Origin of the sequence: Bacteroides nordii (assembly GCF_019930665.1) — a bacterium.
Classification (GTDB): domain Bacteria; phylum Bacteroidota; class Bacteroidia; order Bacteroidales; family Bacteroidaceae; genus Bacteroides; species Bacteroides nordii.
The window spans coordinates 3,302,219-3,327,393 of sequence record NZ_CP082886.1; the positions used below are offsets into that span (position 1 = coordinate 3,302,219).

Below are 25,175 nucleotides of genomic sequence, written 5' to 3' on the forward strand. Positions count from 1 at the left end.
ATTTGGTTAAGGTCATTCCTTACCGGCTTCTTGTTTTTCCCGGTCGCTCTTCACAATCTCTTCCTCAATCTGCCAATCGTGGGTAACCTGTGGCTGCACCGGACGCAAACGTTCCTGTAACCACTGGAATGCTATAAAGAGCGAAGGAACAATGAATAGCAGTGCCAGTGTACCAACCACCATACCACCTACCGTACCGGTTCCGAGTGAACGGTTACCATTGGCTCCTACTCCGGAAGCTACCATCAAAGGCAACAGACCGAAAACCATCGTAAGGACTGTCATCAGGATAGGACGGAAACGGGCTTTGGCTGCACTCAGTGCCGAAGCAATCAGCCCCATACCTGCCTTACGGCGCTCGCTTGCATATTCCGTCAGCAAGATCGCTGTCTTTGCCAACAGACCAATCAGCATGATAAGCCCCGTTTGCAAATAGATATTGTTCTCGAGTCCGAACATACGAGCAAAAAGGAAACTTCCCATGAGTCCGCAGGGTACACTCAGAAGTACGGCAAAAGGTACAATGAAGCTCTCATAAAGTGCACTCAGGATGAGGTAAATCATGAGGAAACAGATAGCAAATATGATAATCGTAGTACCACTCTGCTGGTTCTCTTCACGGGTGATGCCTCCATAATCATACCCATAGCCTTTGGGCAATGAAGTAGCGGCAGTCTCCTGCACGGCACGAATCGCGTCACCGGTACTGTAACCTTCGGCAGGCATCGCATTTACCGCAATGGAGTTGTACATATTGAAGCGGCTCAGCGATTCGGCACCATACACACGTGTCAATGTTACAAACTGGCTCAGCGGAGCCATTTCTCCATTCGCCATACGCACAAAAGTATTGTTCAGTGAAGTCTCATCCAGACGATATTCAGGATCGGCCTGTATCATTACCTTATATACTTTTGAGAACCGGTTGAAGTTGGACACATACTGCCCGCCATAATATCCGGACAAAGTACTGAGCACCTGGTCCGGCGTAATACCTGCACGCTTACATCTGGAAGCATCTACTTCTACCGACCATTGCGGATAACGTACATCAAATGTAGAATACGCCATTGCTATCTCAGGACGCTGGTTCAAAGCACCCAGATATTGCTGTGTGGTCTGGAAGAAAGTGTTTACATCGCCTCCCTGTTTGTCTTGCATATGCAGCTCGAGTGCATTACCCATACCGTATCCCGGAATCATACCCGGAGAAATAGCAAATACAGTAGCATCCTTAATATCTGCCGTAGAGCCATATACCCGGCCGATAACCGCCTGTACATTGTCTTCCTTGCCGGGACGTTCGTCCCAGGGTTTCAACTTCAGAATCAGCATACCGAACGAACTTCCCTGTCCGGACAACAATCCGTAACCTGCCACTTTCTGCACATGTGCCACCTGCGGGATATCTTCCAGACGCTTCTCGATACGTTCTATGATCGTATTCGTAGTCTTGAGTGAGCTACCGGCAGCAGTACTGACATTTACAAACACCACTCCCTGGTCTTCATCCGGTACCAACCCTGTCTTCGTGGTATTCATAAAGAACAGAAGCAAAGCTATCGAACAAGCCAGTAAAGACCATGTAAGCCATCTGCGTTTGATGAAAAACAATACGATGCCTTTGTACTTATCTACCACCACATCAAAAGCTGCATTAAATGCACGGCGGAAACGGGAAGCAAAATTATTCTTCTGTGTTCCGTCTTCATTAATATAAGGTTTCAGCAACAGGGCACAAAGCGCCGGACTCAGCGTAAGGGCGTTGACAGCGGAGATACCCACGGCAACTGCCATTGTCAATCCGAATTGCGTATAGAAGGTTCCGGAGGTACCTCCCATAAAAGATACCGGAATAAATACCGCCATAAATACCAGTGAAGAGGTAATAACCGCATTACTGATGCCTTTCATCGCATCGATACTCGCCATATAAGAGGATTTATACCCCACATCAAACCGGGCCTGTACCGCCTCGACCACCACAATGGCATCGTCTACCACCGTACCGATCACCAATACCAAAGCAAACAGCGTGATCAGGTTGATACTGAAACCCGCCAGTGCCATAAAGGCAAACGTACCGATCAAAGAAACAATAATACCGACCAACGGAATCAGCGTGGAACGAATGTCCTGCAAGAAGACATACACCACCAGGATTACCAGAATAATCGCTTCAATCAACGTCTTGACTACCTCATAAATAGAAGCATACAAGAAGTCATTGGAACTCATCAGCTGTGTAAGCTCTACCCCTTTCGGTAAATCTTTCCGGGCTTCCTCCAGAAATTTATCAATGTTATTGTTTACTTCGGTAGCATTAGAACCGGCTGTCTGGAAAATCATACAGGAAATGCCATTATGCCCATCGGTAGTACCTTTATAGGCATAGCTTTCCTGTCCTAGTTCCAGATCGGCAATATCTTTCAGCTTCAGTACTTCGCCATTGTCCGTAGAGCGGATTACAATTTCGCCAAACTCTTCGGGAGTAATCAAACGCCCTTTATACTTCATGGTATATTGGTAAGTTTCATCGGAGTTCTCACCGAACGATCCGGTAGCCGATTCAATGTTCTGTTCGGCAAGTACGGAGGTCACATCGCTCGGAATAAGTTTGTACTGCGCCATCACATCGGGTTTCATCCATACACGCAAGCTATATTCGCCACCCATAATCATCATATCACCTACTCCGGAGATACGGAGAATTTCAGGTTTCAGGTTGATACTGATATAGTTGGAAAGAAAAGTTTCATCGTAAGAATCGTCCGGACTGAACAAAGAGAACATCTGCAGGATACTGGTCTGCCGCTTGGAAGTAGTAACTCCCACCTGGGTCACTTCCGCCGGAAGCTGGCCTGTAGCCTTGGAAACACGATTCTGTACGTTTACTGCCGCCATGTCAGGGTCGGTACCCTGTTTGAAATAAACAGTAATGGAAACCGTACCGGCATTGGTGGCCGAAGAGGTCATGTAAGTCATATCTTCCACACCATTAATTGCTTCTTCCAGCGGAGAAATCACACTCTTTTGCAAAGTCTCTGCGCTGGCACCAAAATAACTGGTACTCACCATAATGGTGGGAGGAGCAATATCGGGATATTGTTCGACGGGCAACGTGAACAGTCCGATGATCCCGACAACGACAATCGTTATAGAGATGACAGCCGATAGAACCGGCCGTTCAATGAAAGTTCTTAAGTTCATTATTTTGTCTTTATTTCATTAATTACTTTGATGTACCATGCAATGCGTCTTTCGGTTGAATTGGTGTACCCTCACGAAGCAATCCCACTCCTTCTGCCACAATCACCTCACCGGATTCCAACCCGCTATCTACGATATATTCTTTCCCACCGTTCACACGGGTCACCTGCACAGGAGCCGATTGCGCCTTGCCGTCTACTACCTTATATACAAATACCTTATCCTGGATTTCATATGTAGCTGCCTGAGGAATAACAATGGCACCTGCTTTCTGCACAGGTACAATCACATTACCGGCACCACCGCTATGAAGCAACCCTCCCTCATTCGGGAATACGGCACGCAAACTGACAGTTCCCGTACTACGATCAATCACCCCGCTAATCGTCTCAATTCTTCCCTTTTCCGAATAAGCGGATTTGTCGTTCAGCAACAAATCAATAGCCGGCATCTGCTTCAATGCCTCCTCTTTTGAGCCATACTGCCTGATCAATCCTAACAACTGATTCTCAGTCATAGAGAAGTAAACATACATATCCGAATTGTCAGAAACGGTAGTCAACGCTTCAGGCAGACTGGCACTGACCAACGCTCCTACACGATAAGGCAAAGTTCCCACAACTCCATCGGCAGGACTTTTCACTACCGTATAAGAAAGGTTATTGCGGGCATTCACCTCCTGGGCCTTCACCTGTGCCAACTGTGCTTTGGCTGCCAGCAATGAGTTCTTTGCCGTGCTAAGATCGAATTCGGAAACTACATTCTGTCTGTAGAGTTCCTGCTTGCTGTCATACGTCAATTGTGCCGTTGCCAGTGTAGCCTTTGCTGCTTCCACATTGGCCAAAGCCGTCTGTAAAGCCGCTTCATAAGGCACCTGGTCTATGATAAACAATGCCTGCCCATTCTTTACCCGCTGACCTTCTGTGACACATACTTTAGTCAACGTACCACTCACTTGCGGATAAATCTCAATATCCTGCCGACCGCGAATTGTCGCCGAATATGTACTGAACAATACCCGGTCGGACGGTGATGCCGTCATCACCTCATATCCGCTTTCCATTTGTACTTGTGGTGCCTGCTTGCATCCTGCAACGGCCAAACAACATGATAGCATCACCATGTGCTTCATTCTACATACCTTTTTGTTCATAATACCCATTTAATTAATGTTCTCTACTATACAGTCGATCCTTCAACTGGTTGACTTATCTATTTGGTCGCGGCAAAGGTAGAAGGATTTCTTCGTAGAAAACTTTTCATTCCGTTCGCAGTTTTGTTCATTTTCGGAACAACACATCTCTGTTTTCAGTTAAAACTCCTATATTTGCCAGTGAAATAAAGAACAAAGTATGGAATATAAAAACCCGCTCACCGTCTCTCTGGAAAGATCTTTCATAGCCGGAACAGGCGATCTTGCTGCTTTTCACAACCGTTTAAACAAGCTCGATTGCGCTGTCATTTTATTCTGTCGCAGCGGTTGGGCACAAATTACTATCGACCTCCGGAAATATGAGATAGTAAAAAACACCCAAGTTGTTTTATTACCCGGAACCGTAATCAGTCTGGACGGAAAAAGCAACGACTTCAACCTTTCTTTTTTCGCTTCCTATGGCGAAATGTTTCGGGAAGCCTGTCTGCGGCTCGACCCACCCTTCTTTCATTACCTGAAAGAGAATCCTTGCTATACGCTCCCCGAAGATGCAACCAAAGGTATAAACGGACTTATGGATGCTACTTCTGCGATCTACATCGACTACGAAAACCGCTTTCGTAATCAGATAGCCCGTAATCATCTGCAAAGTTTTCTACTTGATATTTACGATAAAACATACCGCTACTTTACTAAAAGTGAAATTGAAGGCAGCAATCGCCAGGATGAGATCTTTGGTAAATTCATTGCTATGGTACACGAACACTGCTGTTCACAACGCGATGTAACTTTCTATGCCAACAAACTTTGTATCTCCACCAAATACCTGACAGGAATCTGCCGAAACGTAACCGGAAACTCTGCCAAGAAAATTATTGATGACTTCGCCATACTGGAAATAAAAGTATTACTCCAGTCTTCTAAATTGAACATCCAGGAAATAGCCGATAAATTGGGATTTCCGGATCAGTCCTATCTGGGCAGGTACTTCAAACGGCATGAGGGAATGTCTCCGGTGGAATACCGGAATGGGAAAGAAAAATAATGTGCCAATTATTCAATGTGCCAATATGCCAATTGCTGCGCTAAGCTAAAACACTGTTTAGTTCATAAGTGATCCGAAATGAATCAGTTTACCACAGAGGACACGGAGGGCACAGAGATATTATTTTCTCTGATGAAACGCGGATGATCGCAGATGAACGCAGATTAAAAAACTGTAGTTCTTTATTTTATCGTTATTTCCCTTTGCGAGAATTTGCGTTCATCTGCGTTTCAATAAAGATTTAAACTCTGTGCCCTCTGCGACCTCTGTGGTGAAATACCAAACAAAAAGCAGCACTGAGTGTTAGTAAGCAAAAATATCCACCTAACTAAACACTTTGACTATGATTAAATTAAAACTTGGTATATTGCTTGCTATGCTGATAGCTTCTACCACCGCCTTTGCCGGCTATGCCCCTGCCCAGGTACAGGCAGCTTTAAAAAAGATGTACCCCACTGCCAAAGACATTGCCTGGTCACAGGATGACGGTTATTATTGTGCCGACTTCATGATGAACGGCCTTGAAAAGAACGTATGGTTCAATGCCCAGGCACAATGGGCCATGACGCAGACAGAGCTGGTAAGTGTAGACCGCCTCTCTCCTGCCGTATACAATGCTTTTGCCGCCAGCGACTATGCGGACGGAATTGTTGAGGATGTCACCTACGTTGAATTTCCCAAATGGGAACCCATTATCGTTATTAAAGTGGGAAAAGCCAATATAGATATGAAATACCAGCTGTTTTATACCCCCAACGGACAACTGTTACGTACCCGGAATGTGAGTAATATGTACGATATATTGGGACCGGGAACTTTCCTGTAAATAAGAGAACGAAAAACGAAGAATAAAAAATAAAAGACAGAGTATGAAGACCGGAAAATGAATTTAGAATATATATACGTAAAAGGCACAAAAAGAGGTACTATTTCTCTCTTTTTGTGCCTTTTTGTTATTAATTTAATAGAATTTATAACAGATAGACTACAGTTTCGAACTTTTATTCCTACATTTGCAGACAAATGATAACCTTTATAAAAACGCAGTATCATGGCTAAAATAACGAAAGAGGCCGCTTTGCTCTATCATTCACAGGGCAAACCCGGTAAAATTGAGGTAGTTCCTACCAAACCCTATAGTACACAAACCGACTTATCGCTTGCTTACTCTCCCGGTGTGGCAGAACCATGCCTCGAAATCGAAAAGAACCCGCAGGATGCATATAAATATACAGCCAAAGGAAACCTGGTAGCTGTAATCTCCAACGGTACAGCCGTACTCGGTCTGGGCGATATAGGTGCACTAAGTGGCAAACCGGTAATGGAAGGTAAGGGACTATTATTTAAAATCTATGCAGGTATCGATGTGTTTGATATTGAAGTAGACGAAAAAGACCCGGACAAGTTCATCGAAGCTGTAAAAGCCATTGCACCAACTTTTGGCGGTATCAATCTGGAGGATATTAAAGCACCGGAATGTTTTGAAATAGAACGCCGGTTGAAAGAAGAACTCGACATTCCTGTTATGCACGACGACCAGCACGGAACAGCTATTATCTCCAGTGCCGGACTGATCAATGCCCTGCAAGTGGCCGGAAAGAAAATTGAAAATGTGAAAATCGTTGTAAACGGTGCAGGTGCTTCTGCCGTATCGTGTACAAAACTATACGTATCACTCGGTGCACGCCTCGAAAACATCGTAATGGTGGATAGCAAAGGCGTTATCAGCAAAGCCCGTACCGATCTGAACGAACAGAAAAGATATTTTGCCACAGACCGTACCGACATTCATACACTGGCAGAAGCCATCAAAGGAGCAGACGTATTCCTCGGCCTGTCAAAAGGAAATGTACTTTCACAAGATATGGTACGCAGCATGGCTGCCTCTCCTATCGTGTTTGCACTTGCCAACCCGACACCGGAGATTTCTTATGAAGACGCCATGGCTGCCCGTCCCGATGTATTGATGGCAACCGGACGTTCGGACTATCCGAACCAGATCAACAATGTGATTGGTTTCCCTTATATCTTCCGTGGTGCATTGGATACACAGGCCAAAGCCATTAACGAAGAAATGAAAATTGCTGCCGTGCACGCTATTGCCAATCTGGCCAAACAGCCCGTACCCGATGTAGTGAACGAAGCTTATCATGTAAACAACTTCACTTTCGGACCGGAATACTTCATTCCGAAACCGGTAGACCCACGTCTGATAACAGAAGTATCTATCGCCGTGGCCCATGCTGCCATGAAAAGTGGTGTAGCCCGTAAAAATATCGAGGACTGGGATGCTTACAGAACGCATCTTCGCGAACTCATGGGACAAGAGTCACAGCTCACCCGCCAGCTTTACGATACGGCCCGCCGTAATCCGCAACGTGTCGTATTTGCCGAAGGTGGTCACCCCAATATGTTGAAAGCTGCTGTTGAAGCAAAAGCAGAAGGTATTTGCCATCCTATTATATTAGGTAACGAAGAACGTATCGAAAAACTGGCACATGAACTTGACCTAAGCCTGGAGGGTATCGAAATTGTCAATCTGCGCCACGACCGCGAAACAGAACGCCGCGAACGTTATGCAAAGATACTGGCCGAAAAACGTGCCCGTGAAGGTGCTACGTATGACGAAGCAACGGATAAAATGTTTGAGCGTAATTACTTCGGTATGATGATGGTGGAAACCGGAGATGCAGACGCTTTCATCACCGGATTGTATACTAAATACAGTAATACAATCAAAGTGGCCAAAGAAGTAATCGGAATCCGTCCGGAATACAACCACTTCGGAACAATGCACATCCTGAATTCTAAAAAGGGAACCTACTTCCTGGCTGATACCTTGATCAACCGTCACCCGGATGCCTCTACCCTGATAGATATTGCAAAATTGGCAGACCAGACTGTGAGGTTCTTTAATCACACTCCGGTTATTGCCATGCTGAGCTACTCTAACTTCGGTTCCGACCAAGCAGGTAGTCCGCTCAAAGTGCACGAGGCTGTGGCATATATGCAGAAAGAGTATCCGGAACTGGCTATTGACGGTGAAATGCAGGTAAACTTTGCCATGAACCGTGAACTTCGTGATGCTAAATATCCGTTCACCCGTCTCAAGGGTAAGGATGTCAATACACTGGTATTCCCCAACCTCAGTTCTGCCAACTCCGGTTACAAACTGATTCAGGCAATGACTCCGGATACAGAACTGATTGGCCCTATCCAGATGGGATTGAACAAGCCTATCCACTTTACCGATATCGAAAGCTCCGTGCGCGACATTGTAAATATCACAGCCGTAGCGGTTATCGATGCGATTGTTGACAAGAAAAAAGCAGGGATATGAAACGCCCGTTATCCAAATCACAAATAGTTTGCATCATTCTGCTTTGGGTAGCGCTTTGTTACATAGTATTAGTATACACCGAGCGTATTGACGGCCCAACGATACTTATGCTTATCATTTCGGCAGCATTGGTATTCATTCCTGTCTACAAATCGCTCAAAAAGAATAAATAATATCTTTTTATTCCATATTTGCGGCATAAAATATCAAAATTGATATTTTATGCCGTTTTTCTTTATAAAATGTTTGCAAGTTCAATTTTTATGTTTACTTTTGCAACATCAAAAAGAGAGAAACAAGACAAAAGATAGTAAGGTAAGTGATTTCCTTGTCAACTTGTTCTCATCATTCATTTGTCAACTTATAAACTCAACTAATAAAAAGAAAAAAGAATTATGAATGCAGCTAAGGTATTAGAAGATTTGAAGAGAAGGTTTCCCAATGAACCGGAGTATCATCAGGCAGTAGAAGAAGTACTCGCTACTATTGAAGAGGAATACAACAAACATCCTGAATTCGACAAAGCCAATCTGATTGAGCGTCTTTGCATTCCCGACAGAGTATATCAATTCCGTGTGACCTGGGTAGACGATAAAGGCAATGTGCAGACAAACATGGGCTACCGTGTTCAGCACAACAACGCTATCGGCCCGTACAAAGGCGGTATCCGTTTCCACGCTTCAGTAAACCTTAGTATTCTTAAATTCCTTGCCTTCGAGCAAACATTCAAAAACTCACTGACTACATTGCCGATGGGTGGTGGTAAAGGTGGTTCCGATTTCTCTCCACGTGGAAAGTCAAACGCCGAAGTAATGCGTTTCGTACAGGCTTTCATGCTGGAACTGTGGCGCCACATTGGTCCTGAAACCGACGTACCGGCAGGTGACATCGGTGTAGGTGGCCGCGAAGTAGGTTTCATGTTCGGTATGTACAAGAAACTGACTCACGAATTCACAGGAACATTCACAGGTAAAGGCCGCGAATTTGGTGGTTCACTGATTCGTCCGGAAGCTACCGGTTATGGTAACATCTACTTCCTGATGGAAATGCTGAAAAGGCAGGGTACCGATCTGAAAGGCAAAGTTTGTCTTATCTCAGGTTCTGGTAACGTAGCTCAATATACAGCAGAAAAAGTATTGGAACTGGGTGGTAAAGTAGTTACGATGTCCGACTCTGACGGCTACATCTATGATCCGGACGGTATCGACCGCGCAAAATTGGATTACATCATGGAACTGAAGAACCTCTACCGTGGCCGTATCCGCGAATATGCCGAAACTTACGGTTGCAAATATGTAGAAGGAGCTAAACCTTGGGGTGAAAAATGTGATATCGCTCTGCCTTCTGCAACACAGAATGAGTTGAATGGTGACCATGCCCGTCAGTTGGTTGCAAACGGATGTATCGCAGTCAGCGAAGGTGCAAACATGCCTTCTACTCCGGAAGCTATCAAAGTATTCCAGGATGCAAAAATCCTGTATGCTCCGGGTAAAGCTGCCAATGCCGGTGGTGTATCCGTATCCGGTCTGGAAATGACCCAGAACTCTATCAAACTGAGCTGGAGCTCTGAAGAAGTAGATGAAAAACTGAAGAGCATCATGAAGAATATCCACGAAGCTTGTGTACAATACGGTACTGAAGCCGATGGTTATGTAAACTATGTGAAAGGTGCTAACGTAGCCGGATTCATGAAGGTTGCCAAAGCAATGATGGCTCAGGGTATATTATAATCAGCAACCCTTTTTTAAAAAGCTATAGTTAATATGAAAAGCCGCTTCTTTACGAGGGAGCGGCTTTTTCATGTTATAAATTACATCTATTGTTATGTACCACTACATATATTGTTATACAGCATTACATATATTGCTATACAACGTCACAACTATTGTTATTCATCATTAGATGCAGAAGCCTCAGCCTTCCTCTTCATCCGGAAGGAGGAAATTAACTTCTTTATTTTTGGCTATCCACTCTATCCGCCTGCTTGTTTCATTTAACAGATCCGCAATATCCTCTTCATCAAAACTCTTCGGGAGTATTATAGGCACCCTTTTGACATCTTTATCTCCTTCAAAAACAATAATTTTAACTTCATCCGAAGTATCACAGGAGATGATAGCATCATACTCTTTCAATAAGTTAGCCAGTTTTCTTAATAACGTAGACTCTTTAGTTGTCAATAACTTAATCATTTCACCTCCTATTTTAATCATTCTTGAATTTACAAATTAAGTGTAAAAAAACTACACCAGCAAATATAAATACATTCAATTTATTTCATTTTGAGCAAAGTGACATTCATTTTATTCATTCTATTCGTTTTTTTCGTATATTTGCTTCGGATGAAACTTTTTGCTGATAGTAATTGTTGAAAAACTAAAAAAACATGGAAACAGAAGAATTACAGAACCTGAATGTCCATCATGGACATAATATAAGACGCACCCGCATTGAAAAAGGGATCAAACAGGATGCCATGTCTGAGCTTGTACATCTGTCACAACCGGCTATTTCGAGATACGAAAGAACCAAAACGATTGATGATGAAATACTGCAAAGATTTGCCAGAGCATTGAATGTACCGATAGAATATCTGAAAACACTGGAAGAAGATGCTCCATCAGTAGTTTTTGAAAGCATAACAAATGATGTACATGATAATAAAGAGGGAGTAACTGTTCCTGGCTATTCAAACAATCAAACCAATGCTTTTAGTCCTATCGACAAGATCACCGAGCTTTATGAACGCTTATTAAAAGAGAAAGATGAAAAGTACGCCGCGCTTGAGCAACGTATTCAAAATCTGGAAAAGCAGAAGTAAGTTATAGATGCATTACCCGTTAGCCCTATTAATTTTATACTGAATAATAACAAATCCAACTCACATAAAGATGATGGTGCAGTCTATATATTATCTGTAAGATGTGCTTAGGTCTTCTAAAGAGTAAAAATATGAACTTTGAATCTTTAGTTAATCATATCAGTGCCATTCAGAATACCTTGCAAGCACAAGCTGCACATTCTGTAAATCTTGCACTAACTTCCCGCAATTGGTTAATGGGATGCTACATTGTTGAGTTTGAACAGCATGGCGAAGACCGTGCAACCTACGGTGAGCAACTTTTAAAGAATTTAGAAAAGCGATTAAACACCAAAGGGTTAAATGAACGTAGATTCCGGGAATTCAGACGTTTGTATCTAATTTATCCGCAATTAAAAGAAGAAGTCTTAGGATATGTTATGTCAAACCCGGAAATCCGTTGGTCGTTGACTACAGAATTCGCTACCCCAATTCGGCAGATGGCATCCGCCAAATATGAAAATGAAATTCGGCGGACGACATCCGCCGAATTGATGGATATGCATAAATGGATGATTCCAGCTGATAAGCTATTCAATAAACTTACTTACTCTAACCTGTCTTTAATATCAGCTATTGACAATCCCGTCAAACGTGCTTTTTATGAAATGGAAACAATTCGTGGATGTTGGTCATATAAAGAATTAGGTCGACAAATCAACTCATTATATTACGAACGTAGTGGCTTATCCAAGAATAAAAAAGCACTTTCCGCATTAGTACAACAACAAACCACACAACTTCAACCTACAGATGTAATTAATACTCCAATAACCTTAGAATTCTTAGGATTAAATGAGCAAGTACTGGTTACAGAGAATGATTTAGAACGAGCCATCCTTGATAATTTACAAAAGTTTCTGTTGGAAATGGGACATGGTTTCTGTTTTGAAGCTCGCCAGAAACGTATATTAATAGATGAAGATTATTTCTTTGCCGATCTTGTATTCTATCACCGTATATTGAAATGCCATGTTATAGTGGAATTGAAAATTGACAAATTCCACCATGAATATGCATCCCAGCTGAATATGTATCTCAACTACTTCAAAGCAGAAATAATGCAACCTGATGATAACCCTCCAATTGGCATCTTATTGTGTACGGAAAAAGGAGACACTTTAGTCCGTTATGCAACAGCAGGTTTAGACCCCAATATTTTTGTGCAAAAATACAAAGTCCAGCTACCCAGTGAAGAAGAGATTAAAGATTTCATTTCCAAAGGTATCTAAAGTCATATATAGCCTATACACCAATAACAACCAATAGAAATTGCCTGCATTCTTATAGATGCATTACCCGTTAGCCGGATTAATTTTATACTGAATAATAACGAATCCAGCTACTATAGAATTCGTAATTCAGCAAGTTAGAACCACACCTATAACAATCTGATAATCAACGCTTACAAGAATGTACACTTTTGTATAATAAGAATGTACATTCTTGTATAACAAAACTGTACATTCTTAGGATACCAAAGTGTACATTCTTATTCAACAGAAAACAGGTTCTAATATTCTACCCATAAATTGAAGCATTTTTTATTACAACAAGAACAAGATAATTTCCCTTTATAAATATTGCTTGTAAGATATTACAAACATCTGATTCATTACTCTACGAGGATCGCCTCGTTTCTCGTAGAGTTTCACCCCATTCCTCGTAGAGTTTCGACCCATTCCTCGTAGAGGAAAAAAGCCACTTACATACGACACTAATAGTCAAGCATTTACAATCCTCATTCTTTGTAATATTTTTCCACCTTGCAAGCTATCCTATCTTTCCATTTTCACACCGTTTCTATATCTCTAAATCATTACAAAAAGATAAATATAATTATTTCAATATGAGAGCAACTCAGAATGATATCATTTCCAATTAATACAGATTAAGTTTGCTTTTTTCTGCAAAAATGTTATCTTTGTAGATAGATAATGTGTATAACATTATTTTCATATGCTCACAATGATTAAATTATAGATAAATAAATTGTTTAATCTTTTAAAGTTTGCATTATGGAAAAGAATAAAATTGGCTTAAATGCAGGAAAAGTGTGGCGTATCTTAAATGAAAAAGGTGAGCTCTCCATGTTCGATTTGTGCCATGAACTGGGTTTGACGTTTGAGGATGTAGCTCTTGCTATTGGTTGGCTGGCCAGAGAAAGCAAAATCTTATTAAGAAAAAAAGAGGGAATGCTTTTTGCAAGCATTGAGAATGTTGAATTTTCTTTTGGCTAAAGTGGAAACTAAATTACATTTAAAGTGGAAATCTGCTTTATGATCTACACTACTAAAAATTTAATAAAGCGGATATGTGGGGATATTTGCGTTTAAAATATTGTTACTTTTGATTCAGCTCCATTACACACTCAATAACAAACAGACTACATAACAGAGCTAAATCAAAACTGTCTCTTAGCGTTCTATAGTGAAAGTAAAACGCCACCAAAAGAATCAATCTTGTGGCATCAACACCACTCCCAACTTTTTCTTACCATCCATCTTCACTACTATTGGTTTTTCAAACCGCACATGCCGCAAGAATTTCGTTTCTTCAACAGCAGGCTGTGCGTTCAGGAAGTCCTGATTATAAACACCGTCATTCATAAAAGCATTAATAGTGAAATAGCCCACTCCAAACGAAGTAAGGTTCTGGAAGAAGTGTGTTCCCTGACTGGGATCTACCCGATAGTTCGTCAGCCCGGCTTCCACAATGACACGGGCAGCAGAAATATGCGGCCACTTCACCGGAATGCCGAGCCAAGTATCACTACTTCCCCATCGTCCGGGTCCAACCAGTACATAATTCTTCCCTTCGTTTAAGAACTGCTGATTCATCTTTTCTATCTCCCAGGCAATAGCCTGATTATTGGAGGCACTGTATCCGTCGGTCTTAACATAAATGATATCACACACTTCATTCATGATTCCGTGTCCTAATGAGTTGTTAGAACGCAGAATGACATCTTCATCCGGAATAGCGGTGAGATCTTCGTCAAGCATCTCTTTTGTATCGACAATGGGACGAATCTGCAACAAGTAGAATGTACCCGTCTTATCTTGTTCACGACTCAAAGTAGCAGCAAACTCTATCTCTACAGGGCGACGCATCTCCTGTTCGCTATGTTTCAAAACCAATTGCAGGATACGAGCCAAAGGGAATACATCATGTTGCAGAATATTGGCAAACGTGATCACTTTGCGTCCGCCCGGATACAATCCATCGCGGATCACCTGATCATAAGGATCATAAGTAGAAGCAATGTAACGCAACGCACCATCTTTTTCCGCCTCTTTCACATGAAGTTTCAGCAGATTGAATCCGTCATCAATAGAAAAGTCTTCTCCTGCATTTTTAAGATCGAGCGCATAAAAGCGGGTTTGCGTCTCCTTTAAAGCTATTTCCATTTCACTGGTCTGTAATACCTGATTGGGGTGATAGGGAGAGAAACGAAGCGTCATTCCGCCATCCACAATGTATTTACCAAGCCCAAGAGCGAGATTGACCGTACCCTCTTCCGCTTTCTCATCTCCTATCGGATAGTAATTGAGCGAACGGGCCACACCGGACATAGACGGATAATAGCGGTCGCCATACTGGTTACCCACCACTTCTTGCAGGATAACAGCCATCTTCTCCTGATCGATCACATTGGAGGTAGCCTGCATATATGCTTTACTGTCTTTGAAATAGACAGATGCATACACCCCTTTGATAGCATCGGAAAGCATACGGAGCATCTCGTACTTATCATCCAGATAAGGAATCATATAAGTATTGTAAATCCCGGCAAATGGCTGATAATGGGAATCTTCCAACAATGAAGAGGAACGAATGGCAATAGGCGACTTCACCACATCAAAAAAAGTGAAAAAGTCTTCTACCAGTCTGTCCGGCAACTTTGCTTTCAGAAAGTATTTCAGAATCACATCATCATCGGCGTCAGAAAGAGCTATCTGATATAGATTATTGATGTCCATAAATTCATCAAAGACATCCGTACAGAGTACTACCGTCTTCGGGATGGCAACACGGGCATTCTCAAATTCTTCAAATTCAGGATGACGCTTCACCATATTATCAATGAAAGCCAGTCCACGTCCCTTGCCTCCCAAAGACCCATCACCGATACGGGCAAAATTGGAATAACGGTCGAAACGGTCGCGCTTAAAAACAGCCACCACTCCCTGATTTTTCATCTTACGATACTTCACAATGGCTTCGAAGATAATCCGCCGGTGAGCATCTACATCCTGCAAGCTATTCCAGGTGATAGGTTTAAGGAATTCCGCCACGGGAAACATAGCCCGCGAATACAGCCAGCGCGATACATGATTGCGTGAAATGTGATACAAAAATGATTCGGCCGGAACAGCAAAAAGAATATTTTGCAGCTCTTTCAGGTTCCGCACGCGGGCAATCTCCTCTCCCGTTTCGGGGTTACGAAAGACAAAATCTCCGAAACCAAAATTGTCAGAAACAATACGGCGCAGATCCACATCCATTTTCTTGGAATTCTTATCAATAAAACTGGCACCATATTTGGCTGCATAGGAAGAATTCTCCGATTCGGACGACTGGATAATAAGGGGCACGAACGGATCTTCTTTTCGTATGGCAGCACAAAGTTTAATACCTGCCAACCCATCCTTCTCCCCACGCTCTACACGAGGAAACCGCACATCGGTAATCACCCCAAGTATATTGTTTTTATATTTTTCATACAGAGTAATAGCCTCTTCATACGTACGTGCCAGTACTATTTTAGGACGTCCACGCATACGCAAAGTACGCTGATGAGCATTCAGGGCCTCAGTAGAAAACTCCTGGCTCTGCTTCAGGACGAACTTATACAGGTTGGGCAACACCGAAGAGTAGAAACGGATGCCGTCTTCCACCAGTAAAATAAGCTGTACTCCTACTTCTGCCACATCGTGCTCCAAATTCATCTTATCCTCTATCAACTTAATGATAGATACCAGCAGATCGGTATTGCCCAGCCAGCAGAACACATAATCAAATGCGCTCAGATCTTCATCGGCAATACGTGCTGTAATACCATGACTGAAAGGAGTAAGAATGACAATAGGAATGTGCTCATACAAACTCTTGATATGACGCCCGATATCAAAACTGTCATTATCTCCCGTACCCGGCATACAAATAACAAGATCAAATGTCATACTTGCAAGCAGTGCCAAAGCCTCCTCTTCTGTAGAAACCTGCGAAAAACGGGGAGGATAGCGAAGCGACAAGGAAGTATATTCGTTAAAAATTTTTTCATCAATACGCCCGTCATCTTCAAGCATAAAAGCGTCATACGGATTGGCTATCAACAGGACATTGAAAATACGCCGCGTCATCAGATTGGCAAACTGCGTATCTTTGAAATAAAGCTGATTTAATTTGTATTTACTGAGCATGGATTTCCTGTAGTTAAAAATTGAAAGACAAAATTCGCCTTTTTTATCCGGAAATGCAAATGAATTTTATAGAATTAAAGGTGGTTATTTCACCGCTTCTGTATATATTTGTATTTTTCTCACTACAAACAACTATTTATAATGAAAAGAACAGTCTTATTATTAAGTGGAATTATGGTCATGTCATGTACATCCCCCAAAAAAAAATTGGTCTACCCGGAAACGACAAAAGTAGACACAATAGATGTGTACTTCGGTACAGAAGTACCCGACCCTTATCGCTGGCTGGAGAATGATACCAGTGCTGCTACCGCCGCCTGGGTAGAAGCAGAAAACAAAGTGACAAACGCATACCTGGCTCAAATACCTTTCCGTGAGCAATTGCTGAAACGCTTAACCGATCTGGCTAATTATGAGAAAATAGGTACTCCATTCAAGAAACATGGAAAATACTATTTTTATAAAAATGATGGATTGCAAAACCAGAGTGTATTATATGTACAAGACTCATTAGACGGAGAAGCCCGTGTTTTTCTGGATCCGAACCAATTATCAGATGATGGTACGGTAGCACTCACCAGCCTCTCTTTTTCCAACGATGGTAAATATACAGCTTATACCATTTCGCGTAGTGGTTCGGACTGGTCCGAGATCTTTGTAATGGATACCGCCACAGGCAAATTGCTCGAAGATCATATTAACTGGGCCAAGTTCACAGGAGCAGCCTGGCAAAAGGATGGATTTTATTATAGCGCATACGATGCTCCGGCAAAAGGTAAAGAATTCTCTAATGTCAATGAAAACCATAAGATATATTACCATAAAATCGGTACTCCGCAAGCTGAGGATAAGCTAATATACGAGAATCCCGCATATCCGAAACGTTTCTATTCGGCCGGCACAAGTAAAGATGAACGCATTCTCTTTATATATGAATCGGGAGCCGGAAGAGGAAACAACTTATTTATAAAGGATTTAGAAAAATCAAATGCACCACTTATACAGTTGACTACTGACTTTGATTACCAATATTCTCCGATAGAGGTTATCGGTGACAAAATGTATATATTTACCAATTACGGTGCTCCGAAAAACCGGATTATGGTGGCTGATATCAACAATCCAATATTGGAAAACTGGACAGAACTTGTACCCGAATGCAGCAACGTTCTTTCCGATGCAGAAATAATTGGTGGTAAACTCTTTCTGACTTACGACAAAGACGCATCCAACCACGCTTATGTCCATGATCTTAATGGGAAAAGATTACATGAAATCAAACTCCCCTCATTAGGTTCCATAAGTTTCAGCGGCACCAAAGATGATAAAGAATGCTTTTTTGGTTTTACTTCATTTACTACTCCCGGAGCCACCTATAAATATGATATGGATACAAATACTTATGAACTGTATCGTGCTCCGAAAGTAAAGTTCAACCCGGACGAATTCATAACCGAACAGATCTTCTTCCCCAGTAAAGACGGTGTTATGATTCCGATGTTCCTTACATATAAAAAAGACTTGAAGAGAGATGGGCAAAACCCGGTATTCCTTTATGGATACGGAGGGTTTGGCATCAGCCTCAACCCGGGATTCAGCATCAACCGCATTCCATTCCTTGAAAATGGAGGTATTTATGCACAGGTAAACCTGCGGGGTGGTAATGAATACGGTGAAGAGTGGCACGTTGCCGGTACTAAGATGGAAAAGCAAAATGTGTTCAATGATTTTATATCTGCCGCCGAATTCCTTGTCAACAATGAGTATACCAATCCGGATAAAATAGCCATCGTAGGTGGTTCAAACGGTGGTTTGCTGGTAGGTGCCTGTATGACGCAACGCCCCGAACTGTTCAAAGTAGCCATTCCGCAGGTGGGAGTTATGGATATGCTCCGATATCATAAGTTTACTATCGGCTGGAACTGGGCCAGTGATTATGGAACAAGTGAAGACAGCAAAGAGATGTTCGAATACCTTAAAGGATACTCTCCACTACATAATCTGAAACCTGGTACGAAGTATCCGGCAACCATGGTTACTACTGCCGATCATGACGACCGAGTAGTTCCGGCCCATTCATTCAAATTTGCAGCTACTTTGCAGGAGTGCAATGACGGTACTAATCCAACCCTTATCCGCATCGATAGCAAAGCCGGACACGGAGCGGGGAAACCAATGACAAAAGTACTGGAAGAGCAAGCCGATATATACGGATTTATTATGTATAATTTGGAAATGAATCCAACAACACTTTAAATAATTTACGATTAGACGATTTACAATTTACGATTGGGATTACATTTATTTGCAAGTAATTTCAATCGTAAATCGTAAATCGTCTAATTGTAAATTTCCGGATCGTCTAATCGTAAATCCCTTCCTACTTTTGTCATTTTATCATTATTTAATCAAAATATCACCATAAAAAAGAGGTTTATAGAAAAGTTTTCCTATATTTGCAGTGTCAGTAGCTGACATTTTATCAGAATAAACCTTTTAAAACATAGTATTATGAACATTCAGAAAATTATGTCCTCTCTTGAGGCGAAACATCCCGGTGAATCTGAGTACCTTCAGGCAGTCAAAGAAGTACTTCTCTCTATTGAAGATATATACAATCTGCATCCGGAGTTCGAAAAAGCCAAAATAATAGAAAGACTTGTCGAACCGGATCGTATCTTTACGTTTCGTGTAACATGGGTAGATGATAAAGGTGAAGTACAAACCAATTTAGGCTATCGTGTACAGTTCAATAATGCTATCGGCCCGTATAAAGGCGGTATCCGTTTCCATGCATCTGTAACCCTTTCTATTTTGAAGTTCCTGGGCTTCGAACAAACATTCAAAAACGCATTGACTACCCTGCCGATGGGTGGTGGTAAAGGTGGTTCAGACTTCTCTCCCCGTGGAAAGAGCGATGCCGAAATCATGCGTTTCTGTCAGGCTTTTATGCTCGAATTATGGCGCCATATAGGTCCGGATATGGATGTACCTGCCGGTGATATAGGTGTAGGAGGCCGCGAAGTTGGTTATATGTTTGGTATGTATAAAAAGCTGACACGCGAACATACTGGCACTTTCACCGGTAAAGGTATGGAGTTCGGCGGTTCCCGTATCCGTCCCGAAGCTACCGGCTTTGGTGCCTGCTATTTCGTTCAGCAAATGCTGAAAGATAAAGGAACCAGTTTTGAAGGTAAAACAGTAGCCATCTCCGGTTTCGGTAATGTAGCATGGGGTGCTGCTATTAAAGCTACAGAATTAGGTGCCAAAGTGGTTACCATTTCTGGTCCTGACGGCTACATCTATGACCCGGATGGTATTTCCGGTGAGAAAATAGACTATATGCTCGAACTGCGTGCCAGCGGTAATGACATTGTAGCTCCTTATGCCGAAGAATATCCGAATGCAACTTTCTACCCGGGTAAAAAACCTTGGGAACAGAAAGTAGATATCGCTATGCCTTGCGCCACTCAGAATGAAGTGAACGAAGAAGACGCCAAACAATTGGTTGCTAACGGAGTGATGTGTGTAGGTGAAGTGTCTAATATGGGATGCCGTCCGGAAGCTATTGATACATTCCTTGCTGCACGTATCATGTATGGTCCGGGTAAGGCAGTCAATGCTGGAGGTGTAGCAACTTCCGGCCTTGAAATGACTCAAAATGCAATGCATATCTCCTGGACTTCAGAAGAAGTAGATAAGAATCTGCATCAGATTATGAACGATATTCACGCCCAATGCGTAAAATATGGTACTGAAAGTGACGGTTATATCAATTATATGAAAGGTGCCAACATTGCAGGATTCATGAAAGTGGCTCATGCGATGCTTGGACAAGGAATTATTTAAGATTTACGATTGGACGATTTACTATTTACGATTGGGATTACATCTATTTATTCACAAGTAACTTCAATCGTAAATGGTAAATCGTCTAATCGTAAATCTCCGGATTGTTTAATCGTAAATAGAAAAACTTTGTTTAGTTGTATTTGTATTTGTGGTTTGCGCTACTCTCCTCCTGGGACAGGACGTGGGTAGCGCACTTTTTTACCGGAAGGTTTCATTTTCAACTAAAATAGCCTAACTTTGCATCTCAAAATCAAAACATAATAATGAGATGTTACAACCGGAATTAAAACTGCGCCGCGATAAAATACGCTGGCTAATGGCTCAACAAGGCATTGATGCCGCACTAATCACTTGTAATGTAAACTTGCTCTATACGTATGGCCGCGTTGTCAGCGGATATTTATACTTACCTCTTAACGCTCCCGCCCGCTTATTTGTAAAACGTCCCAACAATATATCGGGAGAACATATCTTCTCTGTCCGCAAGCCGGAACAGATCATAGATATCCTGAAAGAGGAAAAATTGCCTATGCCAACCAAACTGATGCTCGAAGGTGACGAACTGCCCTATACAGAATATGTACGCCTGGCTGCCATGTTTCCCGATATAGAAGTTGTTAATGGTACCCCGCTTATCCGCCAGGCACGGAGTATAAAGACAGCCATCGAAATAGAATTGTTCCGTCGTTCGGGAATTGCACATGCCAAAGCATACGATCGGATTCCTTCTGTCTATCGTCCGGGAATGACTGATCGCGAATTTTCCATCGAAATTGAACGCTTGATGCGCCTGGAAGGATCATTAGGTATTTTCCGCGTATTCGGTCAAAGTATGGAAATCTTCATGGGAAGCGTACTGACTGGTGATAACGCTGCTGCACCTTCTCCCTACGACTTTGCTTTGGGAGGTGAAGGGCTCGATCCGGCACTGCCGGGAGGAGTGAATGGCTCTCCGCTGAAAGAAGGCCAAAGCGTAATGGTAGATTTAGGTGGTAACTTCAACGGATATATGGGCGATATGAGCCGCGTGTTCTCTATTGGTAAACTAAGTGAAAAAGCCTATGCCGCACATCAGGTTTGTCTGGATATACAAAACGAGGTTGCTTCACTGGCTAAGCCGGGAGCTGTATGTGAAGATTTGTATAACACTGCCATTGAGATGGTTACCAAAGCCGGATTTGCAGAAAACTTCATGGGCATCAGCCAACAGGCACGTTTCATCGGTCATGGCATTGGATTGGAAATTAACGAAATGCCTGTAATTGCACCACGTATGAAACAAGAGCTGGAACCAGGTATGGTATTTGCTTTAGAGCCCAAAATCGTTCTACCAGGTGTCGGTCCTGTTGGTATTGAAAACTCATGGGCTGTCACCAGCGAAGGAGTTGAAAAACTGACGATCTGTAATGAAGAAATTATTGAACTCTGAAATAGTGATTAGTGAGTAGTGATAAGTGATTAGTAGGCTGCGCATCATGTCGCACGGTACTAATCACTTATCACTACTCACTAATCATTCCTCACTACTCCTCCATCTGAGTTTCCAACCTTAAATTCTCCCACTCCGTCCATGTAGGAGAAACCATGCACTGCGGCTCCTGTATTTTACCAATCATGGCAGTTGCTTTTTTCACGGCAGCACTGGTTTTCTCAAAGAGTTCTTTCATTGAAAGGTTTCCTTTTGCATCCTTAATCGTTTTAATCAGAAAATAAGTATAATAGCCCTGCTTTTTATCGTGATAAACACTTGAGGTCTGATCACCACTACTCGAAGAGAAACTCAAAGTGTTACCCTGAGGCAATCCTACTTTCGGCACTACGCGTACTCCTTTCTGTGCAAGCAGCGGAGCAGCACTCTTATAGCCACCACTGAAACAAGCATCGAGAAATACGTACGCACCCTTCACCGGATAAGTAGCCAATTCTTTATATAACTCAGCCAACGAGATACCCAAGCGGATATTTTTACCGGTAATATCTACAGGCAACAAATAGGGTTCTTTGGTTGCTTCGTCATTATTGCCATGTCCCGAATAATAGAATATCAGCTCCGCTTCCGGATCAGTACTTGCCATATTTACCAGCCAATCCAGTTGCTCATGCATCATACCGGCTGTAGCATTAGGCACCACCTTTATCTGATTATCGGGCACACCGAATGTACGAATACAATACTCACGAAATACCATGGCATCATTCACGGCATAAGGTACATTGATTTCTGCATTGGCACCGGTCATGCTATAATCTTCATTACCAATAATCAATGCATAACGATGACGGTTTACAGCACCTACCGGAATATCTTCCATCAATTCACTCTTAAAAGTAAGCGAGAAGTCTTTGGCAACAGCCTTACGCGCAATAACATTTCCGCTTAAATTCATGGTACTTGCCGCAGTAAGGTAATCACCCACTTTCACTTTATATGCTTCATTCAGAAAAGCCGAACGCGTAGATTCAGTCACTGCCAGCATCACTGCCACAGAATCCTCATCGAAACGTTTATTCACGAGAAAACCATAGTCCAGTGTCGCCACATCACCCGGAGCAATACTATCAATGGTCATTTCCGGACTATCCGTAGTATAGACATTCTTCGGCAGTGTAAAATTCAGTTTTACGTTATGCGCTGTTTTTGTTCCGAAGTTCTGTACGGCAATTGTCAGTTTACCATTCTTACCCAAAGTGATCGAAGATCCCTCAGATGCAAAGAACTGATGGTCGGCTATACGCAAACGCGGCATCGAATATTCCTGTGCATTCACTATCAATTCAGAAGGATCGGCATCAAATCCATTCGCTTCAAAAGCATAAATATTGATTTTAGCCAATGCAGTAGGCATCTCTTTCTTAGCGATATAACGGAAGGTATACTCTTTGGAAGTACCGGCAGGGATGTTTCCTCCATCCAGTTCACGCGGCCCCTCAAAATACTGATCATACCCTTGCTGTTCGGACAAGCGGAGACGAATATTATAAGCATCTCCCTTTCCTTTATTCTCAACAGTAAACTGAACAGCAAAGCTTTCACCGGCATCAATCACTTTATTATTATTGGCATCGATAAAACTATCCACCCGGATCACTAACATAGCCGGATCTACCGGAACCGGAACGGATGGTTGCTCCCGAACTACATTTTCAGTATTTTTCAAGCTTTCATTATAAGCCAGTAAACGACCGGGAAATGAAGTATAGGAGGCACCATCCTCAATTATTTTGTTCAGCACTTCATATTCGGCCTTCATGTCCATATACTGGTAAACTCCAGCAAGCCCCTGCATATACAGTTTGGAAGAGGGGTCCTTCTCCAGAATCTTCAAAAAGAGATCTTTTGCATCCAACAAATAACTGGAGGCACGCTGCCGAACCAATGCATACTCAGTATCATTGGCAATCGTAGCACCGTTATTTACTATTTCCGTTGCACAATTAAAGTTGGCACGGGCCACACCGGTCATCAACTCAAAGTTATTGGGATAAAGTGCATAGAGACGTTTGTAGATATCAAGCGCTTCTATATTTTTACCCTGACGTTCGAGAATGCGTGCTTTAATAGGCAACACCTTATCATTATTTGGATCAACAGCCAAAATCTTGTCAATTGCTCCCAGTAGTTTCTCCATATTATTGGTAGCAATATACACATTAACCAAATTATACAAAAAATCGAGCGATACCGGATACTTCTCATTTGCTTTCAACAAGATACGTTCCTGATCGGCATACTTCTTCTGCGACTGATAAATCATGTTCATATATACATAGCAGTCTTTTTCCTGTGCTTCCGTACCTGTATTCAAATACTCCCGGAAATATTTCAGAGCCTGTTCATTCTTTTGCAAATTATAGGCCGAAACAGCTGCGTAATACACTACCGAGGCATAACGGCTGTCTTTAGGCAGCAATTCACTACTAAACGCCGGCAACTGCGGCATATCAATATAAGCAGCAGCAAGATCCAGCGCTTTTGCCGGCTGCTTTTGCTCGGAGTAATACACCGCTCCGTTCAGTAGGTAGGGATACAGAGAACGCAAACGGTTCTTTGCCCCCTCCAGATACTGACCGTTATCCGGTGCCTCCACCACTTTAATGAAATTGGCATAACTATCCAGCAGGTAATCATACATGGCAGTTACGTTTGTTCCTTTATCGCGCTCACTTTCAAAAAGCACATACTGCTGATTGGCACGTTTGGAAGCAGAGGCAGCATCCTGTGCTACTACTCTGCCTGCAACTGCTCCCGCAGTGAGAATGATTGTCAGTAAAAAAAATCTTTTCATTGT

The 25,175-nt window shown here is 42.4% G+C and carries 16 protein-coding genes; 11 read left to right on the top strand and 5 right to left on the bottom strand.

Translation table 11 applies throughout. The features are described 5' to 3' along the window. Window positions 1–12: 12 nt before the first annotated feature. On the bottom strand, window positions 13–3,210 hold the full coding sequence (locus K8P02_RS13165) for an efflux RND transporter permease subunit (protein WP_007487114.1): 3,198 nt from the start codon (window positions 3,208–3,210) through the stop codon (window positions 13–15). Window positions 3,211–3,232: 22 nt separating this feature from the next. Next, complete coding sequence (locus K8P02_RS13170; RefSeq protein WP_195350699.1) at window positions 3,233–4,363, bottom strand: efflux RND transporter periplasmic adaptor subunit; 1,131 nt, start codon at window positions 4,361–4,363, stop codon at window positions 3,233–3,235. Between the two features lie 199 nt (window positions 4,364–4,562). Here K8P02_RS13170 and K8P02_RS13175 point away from each other — a divergent pair, with 199 nt between their 5' ends. The 5 genes from K8P02_RS13175 (at window position 4,563) to K8P02_RS13195 (ending at window position 10,478) form a co-directional block, all read left to right on the top strand. Next, entirely contained in the window at window positions 4,563–5,408 is an 846-nt protein-coding gene (locus K8P02_RS13175; protein WP_195350697.1) for a helix-turn-helix domain-containing protein, read from the top strand. Between the two features lie 343 nt (window positions 5,409–5,751). Then, complete coding sequence (locus K8P02_RS13180; RefSeq protein ID WP_025866753.1) at window positions 5,752–6,234, top strand: PepSY-like domain-containing protein; 483 nt, start codon at window positions 5,752–5,754, stop codon at window positions 6,232–6,234. A 225-nt stretch (window positions 6,235–6,459) separates the two neighbouring features. Next, window positions 6,460–8,748 carry an NADP-dependent malic enzyme gene (locus K8P02_RS13185; protein ID WP_007487109.1) on the top strand — a complete coding sequence of 763 codons (2,289 nt, stop codon included), beginning with the start codon at window positions 6,460–6,462 and terminating at the stop codon, window positions 8,746–8,748. Continuing rightward, window positions 8,745–8,921 (top strand): hypothetical protein, encoded by a 177-nt coding sequence (locus K8P02_RS13190; RefSeq protein WP_155921407.1) that lies wholly within the window; start codon window positions 8,745–8,747, stop codon window positions 8,919–8,921. The genes K8P02_RS13185 and K8P02_RS13190 overlap by 4 nt, the downstream gene beginning before the upstream one ends. A 222-nt stretch (window positions 8,922–9,143) precedes the next feature. Continuing rightward, on the top strand, window positions 9,144–10,478 hold the full coding sequence (locus K8P02_RS13195; RefSeq protein ID WP_002562413.1) for an NADP-specific glutamate dehydrogenase: 1,335 nt from the start codon (window positions 9,144–9,146) through the stop codon (window positions 10,476–10,478). Window positions 10,479–10,661: 183 nt separating this feature from the next. Here the strand turns inward: K8P02_RS13195 and K8P02_RS13200 are convergent, their stop codons facing one another. Further along, window positions 10,662–10,940, bottom strand: coding sequence for a hypothetical protein (locus tag K8P02_RS13200; protein WP_025866752.1), 279 nt, complete (start codon window positions 10,938–10,940; stop codon window positions 10,662–10,664). A gap of 194 nt (window positions 10,941–11,134) precedes the next feature. Between K8P02_RS13200 and K8P02_RS13205 the strand changes: the two genes are divergently transcribed. The 3 genes from K8P02_RS13205 (at window position 11,135) to K8P02_RS13215 (ending at window position 13,848) form a co-directional block, all read left to right on the top strand. Beyond that, on the top strand, window positions 11,135–11,569 hold the full coding sequence (locus K8P02_RS13205; protein ID WP_002562415.1) for a helix-turn-helix domain-containing protein: 435 nt from the start codon (window positions 11,135–11,137) through the stop codon (window positions 11,567–11,569). A 131-nt stretch (window positions 11,570–11,700) separates the two neighbouring features. Beyond that, the gene (locus tag K8P02_RS13210) at window positions 11,701–12,840 is read left to right on the top strand and encodes a PDDEXK nuclease domain-containing protein (protein ID WP_002562416.1); all 1,140 of its coding nucleotides are present in this window, start codon (window positions 11,701–11,703) and stop codon (window positions 12,838–12,840) included. 783 nt (window positions 12,841–13,623) lie between these two features. Further along, window positions 13,624–13,848 carry a winged helix-turn-helix domain-containing protein gene (locus K8P02_RS13215; protein WP_155921406.1) on the top strand — a complete coding sequence of 75 codons (225 nt, stop codon included), beginning with the start codon at window positions 13,624–13,626 and terminating at the stop codon, window positions 13,846–13,848. A gap of 216 nt (window positions 13,849–14,064) precedes the next feature. Here K8P02_RS13215 and K8P02_RS13220 read toward each other — a convergent pair whose 3' ends face one another. Beyond that, window positions 14,065–17,034 (bottom strand): PEP/pyruvate-binding domain-containing protein, encoded by a 2,970-nt coding sequence (locus tag K8P02_RS13220; RefSeq protein WP_002562418.1) that lies wholly within the window; start codon window positions 17,032–17,034, stop codon window positions 14,065–14,067. Window positions 17,035–17,175: 141 nt separating this feature from the next. Between K8P02_RS13220 and K8P02_RS13225 the strand changes: the two genes are divergently transcribed. The 3 genes from K8P02_RS13225 (at window position 17,176) to K8P02_RS13235 (ending at window position 22,315) form a co-directional block, all read left to right on the top strand. After that, window positions 17,176–19,290 (top strand): prolyl oligopeptidase family serine peptidase, encoded by a 2,115-nt coding sequence (locus K8P02_RS13225; RefSeq protein WP_025866750.1) that lies wholly within the window; start codon window positions 17,176–17,178, stop codon window positions 19,288–19,290. A gap of 255 nt (window positions 19,291–19,545) precedes the next feature. Next, a complete protein-coding gene (gene gdhA, locus K8P02_RS13230; protein ID WP_002562420.1) occupies window positions 19,546–20,883 on the top strand; it encodes an NADP-specific glutamate dehydrogenase in 1,338 nt (445 codons plus the stop codon). Window positions 20,884–21,154: 271 nt separating this feature from the next. After that, on the top strand, window positions 21,155–22,315 hold the full coding sequence (locus tag K8P02_RS13235; protein ID WP_007487086.1) for a M24 family metallopeptidase: 1,161 nt from the start codon (window positions 21,155–21,157) through the stop codon (window positions 22,313–22,315). A 94-nt stretch (window positions 22,316–22,409) separates the two neighbouring features. Here the strand turns inward: K8P02_RS13235 and K8P02_RS13240 are convergent, their stop codons facing one another. Next, window positions 22,410–25,172 (bottom strand): caspase family protein, encoded by a 2,763-nt coding sequence (locus K8P02_RS13240; protein WP_025866749.1) that lies wholly within the window; start codon window positions 25,170–25,172, stop codon window positions 22,410–22,412. Between the last annotated feature and the right edge of the window lie 3 nt (window positions 25,173–25,175).

Excerpts from the sequence above, each read along its gene's own strand:
- K8P02_RS13165 (WP_007487114.1), bottom strand. The coding sequence starts at position 3,210 with ATGAACTTAAGAACTTTCATTGAACGGCCGGTTCTATCGGCTGTCATC.
- K8P02_RS13170 (WP_195350699.1), bottom strand. The coding sequence starts at position 4,363 with ATGAACAAAAAGGTATGTAGAATGAAGCACATGGTGATGCTATCATGT.
- K8P02_RS13175 (WP_195350697.1), top strand. The coding sequence starts at position 4,563 with ATGGAATATAAAAACCCGCTCACCGTCTCTCTGGAAAGATCTTTCATA.
- K8P02_RS13180 (WP_025866753.1), top strand. The coding sequence starts at position 5,752 with ATGATTAAATTAAAACTTGGTATATTGCTTGCTATGCTGATAGCTTCT.
- K8P02_RS13185 (WP_007487109.1), top strand. The coding sequence starts at position 6,460 with ATGGCTAAAATAACGAAAGAGGCCGCTTTGCTCTATCATTCACAGGGC.
- K8P02_RS13190 (WP_155921407.1), top strand. The coding sequence starts at position 8,745 with ATGAAACGCCCGTTATCCAAATCACAAATAGTTTGCATCATTCTGCTT.
- K8P02_RS13195 (WP_002562413.1), top strand. The coding sequence starts at position 9,144 with ATGAATGCAGCTAAGGTATTAGAAGATTTGAAGAGAAGGTTTCCCAAT.
- K8P02_RS13200 (WP_025866752.1), bottom strand. The coding sequence starts at position 10,940 with ATGATTAAGTTATTGACAACTAAAGAGTCTACGTTATTAAGAAAACTG.
- K8P02_RS13205 (WP_002562415.1), top strand. The coding sequence starts at position 11,135 with ATGGAAACAGAAGAATTACAGAACCTGAATGTCCATCATGGACATAAT.
- K8P02_RS13210 (WP_002562416.1), top strand. The coding sequence starts at position 11,701 with ATGAACTTTGAATCTTTAGTTAATCATATCAGTGCCATTCAGAATACC.
- K8P02_RS13220 (WP_002562418.1), bottom strand. The coding sequence starts at position 17,034 with ATGCTCAGTAAATACAAATTAAATCAGCTTTATTTCAAAGATACGCAG.
- K8P02_RS13225 (WP_025866750.1), top strand. The coding sequence starts at position 17,176 with ATGAAAAGAACAGTCTTATTATTAAGTGGAATTATGGTCATGTCATGT.
- gdhA (WP_002562420.1), top strand. The coding sequence starts at position 19,546 with ATGAACATTCAGAAAATTATGTCCTCTCTTGAGGCGAAACATCCCGGT.
- K8P02_RS13235 (WP_007487086.1), top strand. The coding sequence starts at position 21,155 with ATGTTACAACCGGAATTAAAACTGCGCCGCGATAAAATACGCTGGCTA.
- K8P02_RS13240 (WP_025866749.1), bottom strand. The coding sequence starts at position 25,172 with ATGAAAAGATTTTTTTTACTGACAATCATTCTCACTGCGGGAGCAGTT.